Here is a 12,102-nt window from a genome sequence, read left to right as displayed (position 1 = left end):
TAACAATATATTTACTTGCATTCATCAAAATATTCAATAACTGCATGAGCAAGTTCATTCACATTATTTATAATGCGGTATGCTCCATGTAAATGAAGCTCATTTTGCTCAGCATAACCCCATCCGCATCCTAAACAATCAATTCCGCATTCTTTAGCGCCGTCCACGTCAGTCCAACGATCACCAACCATCAAAGCTTTATCTTCATTAAGCTCAAACTTCATATTTTCAAACGCGTAACGAATAACTTGAGCTTTTTTAATTCGCGACATATCACGACTAGCACCGTAAATTGCATCAACCATTTTATCAATACCAAAACGCTTAGCTATAGGCTCAATTTGATATTCAGGCTTACAAGATGCAATCGCCAAATAAAAACCAGATTCACGAAGAATATTAAGCTGCTCATCAATTCCATCATAAAGACGATTTAAAAAATTACCTGTAATAAGCTTACCTGAATTATTCGGATCTTCAAAAGTAGGTACTTGAGAATAATACTTACGATATAACTGAACTCCTAAATCTTGCAAATCTTCAGGCATATGATTTCGCTGAAAAGACTCAAGAATCGATGGACCAATAAATCTTCGCATTTCAGCATCATCTGGAATAGGCATGTTAAGCTCTTCCATAGCTTTCTTAGCACATGCAATAATACCTTGATGAGACTGAGTAATAGTCCCGTCTAAATCTAATAATACTACTCTCATAATCAATAGTTTGAAATCAAATTGCGAAAGCAATCACTCGTAATCTGGAATCCAACCTTCTTTATGCATCTTCAAACGCTTCTCAAGAAGAGCCTTCAATTCTTCTTCGCTTCTACGTTCTAAAAGCATATCCCAATGTGTTCTAGATGGCTTATTAAATTCATCATCTTGATTATCTTCATCACCCTCGCGATGCGCAATATTTCCACATCTGCATTCCCACTCTTCAGGAACATCAGCTCCTTTAGCAAAAGGAAGAATAGTTCTATGACCTTTAGGGCATACATATGCAATATCAACACGAGCAGCAAAATCAACATTGTCATCTGATTCCAAAGACTTTGCTCCAATACTCATGCCTCTTAAACTGCGCTCTGCCATTTTTCTCCTTATAATCTATAATCTACAAATTACTCTGATACAAACTAGAGTAATGTTACGCCGGACGAGTTATCTAAGTCAACTATAGACTAATATACAATACTTTTTTATTATCAAAAACTCTATATAATTAGCACATATTTTTGCAATTCATAAAATAAGATAAATATAATAAATATAATAAATATAATAAATATAATAAATATAACACTTATAACACTTATGATACTTATCTACAAGTCAGAATATGCAACTACTCCTCTATTTAATAATTCAGCTGCTTGACGAGCTTTGCTAGCTAGTGATTTATCTACGCTTTCAATAGAGTTAAGATAATCTTCAGCAGAATACAATTGCATAAGAATATCTATTAAACGCTTAGCTTGACGTACAAAATCACCTCCAGTAATGTCTGAATTTTGCAGAATTATAGACAAATCTGCACCTTGCGCCCAATCGTACATCATGTCTAAAGCTCCACATTCAAGAGGCATTAAAGGATCTAAATTACACTTAACACATAAATTATTTACTTCCATAAATAAAGCTTTAAGTTTTCCAATAGTTCTAAAAACAGCTCCATTTTGTCCACCTGGATATCTTCTAGGCTCTGAAGAAGAAATACCTCTAGGCTCATAAACTAATGAAGATAAACATGACGCTAATTCTATTGCAGAAAGATTGTTAAATAATCCTTCACAAATAGCTTGAGCAAAAACAACATCGCGCTCGTTATATAATCTACGCAATAATTGACCTTTATTAGTTAAACTAATGCTAGTATTTGAACTATTTTCAATGTTCTTTTCATTAACAGCAAAATATGATTCTTTAGTTTTGTCACCAGAAGATAAATAGCCTAAGGCATATAGAACATCACAAATATTATCGAAACAACGAGCTACAGAACCAGTTCTAGACTCATAACGTTGTTGAACTTGTTGTAATTCTTTTTTCTCTCGTGCCCAATGATATCCCCAACGCAAATGATCTTGTATATCTTTACAACCAGCGCATGGATGCTCTCTTTCTTTCTCGCGCAATTTAGCAATAGTATTATCTAAATTTTGAAACGCTAAAGACCTTTCTTTTTCAGTTTCAAAAATCGTATGCTTAAGCTTTTTACGCCCAATCAACTGAGCATTTTTAAGTTCCATTCTTAAAGACATAAATTCTGCAAAATCGCCGTGAGAGCAATAAAAAGCCTTTTCATAAGCTTTAAGAGCTTGAGTTAATTCAATCATTCTAGAATGAAGTCTTTGTGCATGCTCATTAGCTTCCCATTGAGCAAATGATGAATCTAAAGTTATTCTAGCTGTAGCTGCATCACTATTATTCAACAAATTAACAGCCATATTAAACGTAGGTACAAAGCTAGAATGCAAAGGATAGACACGCTTACTTGATAATGACGCAGCTTTAGAAGGATTAAAATCAGAATAATCTACTAAAATTGCATGACCAATCGTATCAATTCCACGTCTTCCAGCACGACCAGTTAATTGAGTAAATTCTCCAGGAGTTAAAGGAACATGACCAGTACCATCAAATTTAACTAGTTTTTCTACAACTACACTTCTAGCTGGCATATTCAAACCTAAAGCAAGAGTTTCAGTCGCAAAAACAACTTTAATAAGACCACGCTCAAAAAGAGTTTCAACAATATGCCTAAATAATGCAATCATACCTGCATGATGAGGTGCAAAACCTTGCTCTAATGCATATCTGAAAGACTCAAAATTAAGCGCGCGCAAATCATCTTTACTCAATTGATTAGAAACAATTGGATCAACTATTTTGCGTATTTCATACATTTCATCGTCGCTCGTAAGAGTTAAACCAGCGTTTATGCATTGACGCACAGCTTGATCGCATCCAGCTCTTGAAAAAATAAAATAAATTCCTGGAAGCATTCCAAGATAATCTAACTCATCAATTACAGCCCAACGCTTAGGAGTATAACGTAAAGCTAAACTTTTAGATTCTTCATCATTTTTTCGCGTCCGATATTGCCTCTTTAATAAACGACTATTTACTTTTTTAGACGAACGAAAATTCTTAGAACTTTTTAGTTTTACTCTGCTAGCACGATTTTCCAAATCGCAAATAGCACGAATCAAAGCAGGATTAACATGATTGTTATCAGATTTTTTCTTATCGTAAAGATCAAATATTTCAGGTTCACTTTTAGAGTTTTTTTGAATAATTACATGACGCTCTAACGGAACTGGACGATGCTCATCTACAATTAAATGCGTTTTTCCTCTCACAGAAGAAATCCAAGCAGAAAAATCTTCTACATTAGAAACAGTAGCAGAAAGACCAATAATAGTAACATATTTAGGTAAATGAATTATTACTTCTTCCCAAACAGCTCCCCTGAATTTGTCTGCTAAGAAATGAATTTCATCAAGAACTACATAACCAAGTGACTGTAATGTAATAGAACGCTCATAAAGCATATTGCGTAAAACTTCAGTAGTCATAACTACAATATCTGCTTCAGGATTAACTGATGTATCTCCTGTAAGCAAACCTACTTTGTCACAACCATATATTTCAGATAAATCGTGATATTTCTGATTGCTTAAAGCTTTAATAGGCGTAGTATAAAAGGTTTTCACTCCCCTATTAACACCAAGAAAAACAGCAAAATCAGCTATAACAGTTTTACCTGCACCTGTAGGAGCTGCGACTAATACATTATTACCATTTTCTAATGCTTCATTCGCTTCTTTTTGAAAATCATCAAGTTCAAATGGCAATGTTTCTTCAAATTTCGATGCCATTGTTTTCTTATATTGCTGATTTTTGCGGAAAGATGCATATCGCGCTGAAGGAGAAAGACTATTTTCACATGTCATAGATGAATTATAAGACTTAGATAAATTATATGAATCACTACTCATTAAAAATCAATCGTGTAAATCGTGTAAATTAGAAGAATCGCTAGAATTAAGATCTTCTTCTCGCAAAGACTTATTGCTCCAATGTTGCCAAACCAATTTGTGTATTTCTTTTTTACGCTCATCACGCAAAATAACTCGTTTATGTGCCTCTTCATACCTACGAGCAGCAACAGCAATCGGCTGAGTAAATAACGGCTTATCATCTACTGTTTTATTATCTAAAGTATCGAATCTATCGTAAATATCCGATATTTTATCTGCACTTTCAGATACAACAACAAGACCTTTATTCAACTTAATGAATGCATAAACAGAACCTATTAAAAACATTGATACGAAAAATATAGCTAAAATTAGCCAAATCCACCAAGGCATCAATATACCTCCGAACCTTCTTCAAAAGATTCATCACTACCCTGTTGAATACTTAGTTCGCGCTTAGTTCTAGCAAGAATCATAGTACGCAATGTTTCAGGGCAAACAGCCTTAATATGACGAGCATGAGCAATACAAAAAGCAACGAACCAAGAATCAGATGAAACTACCAAATGAACTTTCAATCCATCGCCATACTGTTCAACTCTTGCACCAGAAAGATTTTTAACAAAGTTCAACTCTGTTTCATCAGTTATAAACGAAGTTTCAGTACCGTTATCAAAGCTCCAAGTACGCAATTCACTAACAGGAACATCAGGTATATCAACTTCAGAAAGCGGCTTCAATACTTCAGCATGCTCAATTCTAGCTACACGCAAAACTTGCCAAATTCGAGGCAAACCGTTAGCTTTGTTAATTGAAGTATCTTTAACAACCAAAGAACGCTTTTCTTCAGGAGTTTGCTCTAAAACGTCAGTCCATACAGCAACGTAATAAACACCTTCATCAACAAAGACTTTAGAAGGAGCTACAACTTTACGACGAATTCTTCCAGCTCCGTCAGTGTACTCCATATCAAGCAATGATTTAGATGATATAGCGCTACGAACAATAGAGCAATTACGCGGCTCAATCTCATAACCTGTAAGACTTAACCAAGGAGTTTCACCAGGACGAACGTGCTTGCGTAAACGCATATAAAGTGACTCTGCAATAGCTCTTTGAGCATCAGGCAATAATGGAGAATATGCAAGATAATTTACAGATGCAGTAAGCATACTCATATATTGCTGTGATATTCCAGCTAAGCGTTCAAGTCCCAATGAATTAGTTGCAGAAACTATTCCCTCATCCTCTAAAAGCGACCAGTCAATTTCAAAGAACTGACTTCCAGCCATTTCTCCATCGTCAGAAACAGTAAGAAGAGTGCTCACATCTTTTTGCAAAATAGCTACAAAACGACGTAACTCTTCTTCATTTTTAGGATTACCAATAAAACGAACAGCAAGCTCATCAAGTGGGAATTCTTCGCCTAAATGAGCAGAAAGGAATAACATCAATCTCAAACGACGATCAACTTCGCTTCCAGTTTGGAAAGAAGAGGATTTTTTAGCGCGTGGCTTATCGTTTTCGCACTCAGATAATGAATCTTCGCAATTATTCATAGAGCTTTCTTCATCTTGCTCTACAACAGATTCATCATCGCATGACTCGAATTTCAAAGCAGCATGAAGACGTCTATTAAAAGCATCTACAGCTTCTTGAGGGCTTACAACAGAAGATCCAGGATGCTCAAGCACAAACATAGCTAAATCATCAGAATCAGTATAAGCAACATTCAAATGCTCACCATCAACATCAACAGTTGCAGCAAATCTTCTAGAATCAATAACTTTAACTAAATCGTCTGGAATAACTTGAGTACCTAATCCGGGTGCAATTGAATCTAAACCTAATCCAGGAATAGGCGCTTGTGGAACTCTAGGAGCTGTTCTAGAAGTATGTTGCTGCTCGTGTTGATTAGATTCAGACGAAGAAATCGACATTGAGCGAGCTAAATAATTAGCTGCAGCAAGAACAGGAAGCTCCTCTTGCTTAAAACGAAGACGCACACGAGGCTCATCACCGAGTTGCAAACGGTATGAAGCAAAATCCTGACCTTCTGATTTAGAAGAATATTCAGGTTGACGAGATTCAATAGCGATTCCCATTGCAGCAAGCTTAGCGCGATCTCTTTGGAACTGCTTTGCAAATGCAGCTTTAGCAGCTTGATCTGCAAGCTCTCCATAAGAGTCAGCGTATGCTTTGACTCGTTGAGCTATTTGCCTTGAAGTAAGCCATTGCGGAAACGCGGAAGATAATACAGCAAGCACATCTAACTCATGCTTACCCCATTTATCGGAAAAACGTCGCCTTCCGTTAGTTCCTTCTGCCATTATTCCTCACGTCTCGTTGCTTGATATCTTTTTATATTCTACATGCTTAACAAAAAACTACTATAAAAAGCTCTAACACGGAAGAAGAAAACTGAACTTCACTAGCTTTTTATGGTTTTTCTTCATAAGCATGCCTTCTCTATTTTAATAGTCTTTTTCTATACGTGTGGACATTTTTGAAAATCATTATATTTTTCTTGAATATTTTTAATAAAACAGGCTAAAAACGTTGATATAAAGCCCTTTTTTTGCGACACGCCCAAACCTAAATAATAAACAATAACTATAAATTTTATTATAAAAATGACTTTTAGCGTTTATTTTCAACAGTTTATTCAAATAAAATATTGAAATCCAAACGTAAAATTGCTTATTTATTTAATAAAACACAATAAACAACAGCAAAAATCGGGAATAAAATACGCTAACTAAAAATTACACCCACGAATCCGGCTCAATCCCTTGAGGTCCAACAAAACCACCGTTAGGAACATAATTAGGCTCACCTGAATCTTGTAAAACAGCATCCGCAAACATAGATACTTGATTACCAAAAGTCCAATCTCCTTTAATAGTAACAGACTTCGCAGCAGCTAAAGCAGGAACAGAATACGGGAATCTTTCATTAAAATCATCTATATTTCTGTAATAACGCGGATCTAAATCTATATCTGGAAATATGTAATTCCCATCCTCCATTTCATATGAATCAGTCAAATGGAATCTATCAGATCGCATAATAAACAAATCATTCGTGGTCTTTACAGGCAGAAAACGCATTCGATCAACTTCAACACAAATTGCATCATCAAAAAGCGACACAGCAGCACCCATAGCTGTTTCTAATTGAACAACTTTAGCGCTTTCAGGATTAGTTGGATCTACTGTTTTATTATTGCAAATAACAGGTAGAGGCAATACGCCGTTATATTTCTTTAACATTTTCTTCAACGCATCAATGCGAATCCAAATATTATTTGTATTAAAATACGGATGCTTATTTATACTTTGAGCAGATCGTTTATCTTCAGGATTAACTTGACTCATTTCGCGTAATAACATACGTCCAGTTTCAATATCTCGAACAATATGTCCGCCTTTTCTATCTGCTTGAGTGCGTTTAGCAACTTCAATCATAAAAGGAGCGTGAGTATTTTCGAAATATTGCGCAAGAGTTCTAGACGGACGAGCACCCAAATTGTCTGAATTTGAAATGAATAAATAAGAAAAGCCACACTCTGACAATTTGTCTAATATGCCTGATTCCCAAATAGTTGAATACAAATCGCCATGTCCAGGAGGACACCATTCTAAAGTCGGATCTTCTGGATAAGAAACTGGCTCACCAGTTTGTGCTAAAATTTTTGGTTCTTGATGTTGAATAATCTCAACAGGAATATCGTTTTGAACAAATTTACGATTTCTTTTCAATACTTGCAAAGTGTCTTTAGAAGTACGGAAAGAATTCATAAGAATCAAAGGCAAATCCACGCCTAAACGTTGACGAGCTGTAAGAACTTGACCAATTATAATATCTATAAAACGCATTTGACGCGCTTTGTGCCGCCGCACAGGAAGCAAGGATTTCGCACAAGAAAGCCCCATTGAAGTTCCTAAACCACCGTTCAGCTTTATAAAAGCTGTTTTTGCAAACGCCTTAACTGCTTTATCGTGATCGATAGTTTCATAAATCTCGTGAAAACTAGGAACTGTTTTAATCGGCTCAACATCATGTTCGCGAATAAAAGATCCTTTTTCGTTATTACGCCATACTTCATATAAATGTGAAAACTGTGCTATTGCAGTATCGCTCATTCCAGCATCGCGCATCTTTGAAGCAGACAACTCAAATGTTTCATCCATAGCAACTAGCCTCCCCATTTACAAATATGACTTTTAATAGTTTATCTTTTTATATAAACTCACGCAAACATAAAACATAACACACAATAAATAACAACTAAAACTGCAACTAAAAAGCATAAAACAACAAAAAACTTTTTGGGAAATAACACGACATTTTGTATTAAAACAAAAATAAAACGATTGCAGAATTTTTACAAGCTAACATCCACAATCGTTTTATTCTATAACTAATCTAGTTAAATTCGTAATGCATATTGCATTAAATACTATCTATCTTTATCACTATCTTATACCTATATTTAGTAACCTTTTTCTTATATCTCTCTAGTTTCTTATATCTCTCTAGCACCCAATCTATCTGTGCTTACTACTACATATCTTTATCAACCTCTTTATTAGTATCTCTAGCACTATCTTTATCAACCTCTTTATCATCATTCATGCCATAATGATGCTCGTCATATCCTTGCAAATAACGAGTTTGACGCCAATGATGAATAGAAGCATTAGTTCCGCGATGATGCACGTGATACTTTCTAGGAGTTCCACCATGAGGCAATTCCTCAACTTCTTCAGCTACAGCAATCTGATTAACGTTAGAAGGATCCATAATTGCAATAGGAGCAACAGGCTCTGCTTCAGTTGGAGCTGCAGTTCTATTCTTAATATGAGATGGTAACCATTGTGCAAACCATGAAAGAGCCCAACAAATCAAGAAGTAGATTATTGCAGCAATACTAAGAGTTTGCAAAATATTGAAATACATAGATCCTAATCGTCTAGATTCTTGTAACAAATCTGTATACATAATGATTGAACCTAAAGCTGTATCTTTTAGAACAACTACAATTTGAGTTACAGCAGCAGGCATCATAGCAATAACAGCCTGCGGCATCTCAATTTGAGTTAAAGATTGATAATGGCTTAATCCAAGAGCCAGAGATGCTTCACGCTGACCATTAGGCAAATTACCTACGCCTGAACGCACTAATTCCGCAACAACAGAACCATTATATAAGATTAAAGCAAGCACTACAGCCCAATATGATGCGCTTTTTATTCCAGAAAAAGCAAATCCTCTCCACAAGAAAATCATAAGCAATAAAACTGGAACAGCTCGGCAAAATTCTACAATAATTGCAGAAACACTTCTAATAAGAAAATTAGGAAGAAGACGACATAATCCAAAGAATAATCCAAAAACTATAGACCCTACTATTGCAAGCAATGAAGCTTTTAAAGTCATCCATAATCCTGGAAGATAAAAATCAATCCAAGCTTCAGACTCAACAGCAGGTTTGATAAGTTCTAAAGATAATTGATTTTCACCATGAGGAGGATTAGTTAAACGCGCAATAATAGCAATAACAATTAAAACAAACACGAAACCCGCAATAATATTAGCGATACGTATTTTTTTAGATGCATTAGGACCAGGAGCGTCAAATAAAAGCGATTGTTCTTTATTAGACATAATATTCACCTTCTGTCATCTTCTCACAGCAAGTTTATTAGAAAGATACGTTGTAAGAATACCTATTGGAATAATCAAAATAATGTAGCCAAAAGCAAAAATAAGGAAGATTGGAATAATCAAATCTGCATGTCTTTCAATCATCTCACTCATCATTGTTGAAGTTTCTGTTGCAACAGAAGCAGCAGCTGCAACAGTTGAATTTTTCAATAATGCTATAAACGTATTTCCTAAAGGAGCAACAGATCCGCAAAAAGTTTGTGGAAGTATTACATTAAAAGCAGATTGGAAGAAATTTAATCCTAAAGCTCTGCACGCTTCAGCTTGACCAATAGGAACAGTATTCAATCCAGATCTCAAAGATTCACATACGAATGCTGCTGTATAAAGCGATAATCCTGTAATAGCAAGCCAGAAGAAATTAACATCAAAGATTTTAGAAAAACCAAGTTTTAATTGTGCATAAACTCCAAGAACCATAAAAACCATGATTATTGTAAGCGGCATATTTTTGAAAAACTCAACATAAACACTTGCAACAATACGAAGTGATGCAATAGGGCTTATTCTCATAATTACCAAAATAATGCCAATAATCACAGAAAATAATATGCTCCACAATGTTATTTCGATATTAACAAGGAAAGCAGAAAGAATATTATATGACGAAAAAAGTTGAATAAAATCTTGCATTATCACTCACCTTCCTTAGGAGTTGGCGGATTATAAGTAGAATTTGGTTTGAAATTAGTTCCACGTAAATTATCATCTAAAGCTCGTTTCCATGATCCATTTTTAATCATGCCTTTTAACGCTTCGTTAATGCGTTTAGCTAGTTTCTTATTCCCTTTTTTAATTCCAATGCCATAATATTCAGCCGTAAAAGGTTTTCCGACTAACCTAAGTCGTCCTCTTGATGCAGTAGCTAAACCTGCCAAAATAATATCGTCTGTTGTTACTGCGTCTACTATTCCAGAGAATAATGCAGTAGCGCATTCAGCATAACCAGGCTGTTGCATAAGTTGTACTTTTGAAGAGAATTTCTCTTTAATAACTATCGCAGACGTTGATCCAGTTACCGAGCATAAACGTTTTCCGTTTAAATCTTCAGGTCCATTGATATTTGTTTCATCTTTTCTTACTAATAAATCTTGTCCTGCAACAAAATAAGGCCCTGCAAAAGATACTGTATTCTTACGAGCATCCGTAATGGAATATGAAGCAACAATAATATCTACATCGCCATTCTGTAACATTGCTTCACGCTGTTTAGATGGAGATTCTTTCCAAACAATTTGATCTTCAGAATAACCCAATTCCCTAGCGATATATTTTGCAACATCTACATCAAATCCAACATAAGTTCCAGATTTTTTAAAACCGATACCAGGCTGATCAAATTTAATTCCAATGCGTATTACTTTCTTACCATCACTACGATCGCAAGCAGTAAGCGGCATAACACAACATAGAGCACAAAGCATTGCTAATATCGCACGAAAAATACGATTATGTAATAATTTCATATATTCCCCTTCAGAAGAACTGTTTTTATAAGTTTTAGTATTTAAGCTAAAAGGAAAATGAAAGCGCTACTAGTGCGTAAGAATCTTCGAAAGAAAATCTTTTGCTCTATCGGTTTTAGGATGCTCGAAGAATTCTTCTGGAGTACCTTGCTCTAAAATTTGACCATCTGCCATAAACACAATACGATCTGCAGCGATACGCGCGAATCCCATTTCGTGAGTAACGCAAATCATAGTCATACCTTCTTTTGCAAGTTCAACCATAACGTCTAATACTTCATTGACCATTTCTGGATCAAGAGCTGAAGTTGGCTCATCAAAAAGCATAACCTTAGGTTGCATAGCAAGAGCTCTAGCAATAGCAACACGTTGTTGTTGACCGCCTGAAAGCTGAGAAGGCATTTTATTCGCTTGACTATCTACACCAACTCGCTTAAGCAAATCCATTGCTAAACTCTGCGCACTTTGTTGATCCATGTGTCGAACTTTAATAGGAGCTAAAGTTACGTTTTCTAGAATTGTTTTATTAGCAAATAAATTAAAGGATTGAAATACCATACCAACTTCTGCACGTAATGCTGTAAGTTCTTTACCTTCTTGAGGAAGAGGCTTACTATCTATACGTATATCACCTGAATCGATTGGTTCTAGACGATTTATAGTTCTGCACATAGTGGATTTTCCAGATCCTGAAGGACCTACTATAACTAAAACTTCACCTTTATTAACTGTAAGATTTATATCTTTAAGAACATGAAGCTTACCAAAATATTTTTCAACATGACTTAATTCCACTAAAGGCATAGAATTTTCACGCGTTTGATTGTCGCTTTGAATTGTATCTTTTTCAATATGATTTGTAGTTAATTCTTCTTTACTCATATGAAAGAGCTTAATATATTTGTGTTACACACAGTT

10 protein-coding genes are annotated in these 12,102 nt (G+C 35.2%); all 10 read right to left on the bottom strand.

Annotation, left to right across the window (positions count from 1 at the left end):
* Positions 1-11 precede the first annotated feature (11 nt).
* Positions 12-716, bottom strand: coding sequence for an HAD hydrolase-like protein (locus HXT27_RS05010; protein WP_075523276.1), 705 nt, complete (start codon positions 714-716; stop codon positions 12-14).
* A gap of 33 nt (positions 717-749) precedes the next feature.
* Entirely contained in the window at positions 750-1,097 is a 348-nt protein-coding gene (locus HXT27_RS05005; RefSeq protein WP_075523163.1) for an RNA polymerase-binding protein RbpA, read from the bottom strand.
* A gap of 233 nt (positions 1,098-1,330) precedes the next feature.
* Positions 1,331-4,006 carry a DEAD/DEAH box helicase gene (locus tag HXT27_RS05000; RefSeq protein ID WP_369803126.1) on the bottom strand — a complete coding sequence of 892 codons (2,676 nt, stop codon included), beginning with the start codon at positions 4,004-4,006 and terminating at the stop codon, positions 1,331-1,333.
* Positions 4,007-4,012: 6 nt separating this feature from the next.
* Entirely contained in the window at positions 4,013-4,381 is a 369-nt protein-coding gene (locus HXT27_RS04995; RefSeq protein WP_103043034.1) for a hypothetical protein, read from the bottom strand.
* On the bottom strand, positions 4,381-6,318 hold the full coding sequence (locus HXT27_RS04990; protein WP_103043033.1) for a WYL domain-containing protein: 1,938 nt from the start codon (positions 6,316-6,318) through the stop codon (positions 4,381-4,383). The genes HXT27_RS04995 and HXT27_RS04990 overlap by 1 nt, the downstream gene beginning before the upstream one ends.
* A 435-nt stretch (positions 6,319-6,753) precedes the next feature.
* Positions 6,754-8,181, bottom strand: coding sequence for a UTP--glucose-1-phosphate uridylyltransferase (locus tag HXT27_RS04985; protein WP_103043032.1), 1,428 nt, complete (start codon positions 8,179-8,181; stop codon positions 6,754-6,756).
* A 373-nt stretch (positions 8,182-8,554) separates the two neighbouring features.
* Positions 8,555-9,658, bottom strand: coding sequence for an amino acid ABC transporter permease (locus HXT27_RS04980; protein WP_075523168.1), 1,104 nt, complete (start codon positions 9,656-9,658; stop codon positions 8,555-8,557).
* A gap of 15 nt (positions 9,659-9,673) precedes the next feature.
* The gene (locus tag HXT27_RS04975; RefSeq protein WP_075523169.1) at positions 9,674-10,351 is read right to left on the bottom strand and encodes an ABC transporter permease subunit; all 678 of its coding nucleotides are present in this window, start codon (positions 10,349-10,351) and stop codon (positions 9,674-9,676) included.
* Between the two features lie 2 nt (positions 10,352-10,353).
* Positions 10,354-11,184, bottom strand: a complete 831-nt coding sequence (locus HXT27_RS04970) for a glutamate ABC transporter substrate-binding protein (RefSeq protein ID WP_075523170.1) — start codon at positions 11,182-11,184, stop codon at positions 10,354-10,356.
* Between the two features lie 69 nt (positions 11,185-11,253).
* Complete coding sequence (locus tag HXT27_RS04965; RefSeq protein WP_075523277.1) at positions 11,254-11,988, bottom strand: amino acid ABC transporter ATP-binding protein; 735 nt, start codon at positions 11,986-11,988, stop codon at positions 11,254-11,256.
* Positions 11,989-12,102: the final 114 nt, after the last annotated feature.

The organism is Gardnerella bivia (genome assembly GCF_049262715.1).
Lineage (GTDB): Bacteria > Actinomycetota > Actinomycetes > Actinomycetales > Bifidobacteriaceae > Bifidobacterium > Bifidobacterium vaginale_A.
Note: the sequence above shows the minus strand (reverse complement) of the source record. Positions and strands in the feature narration are given on the sequence as shown.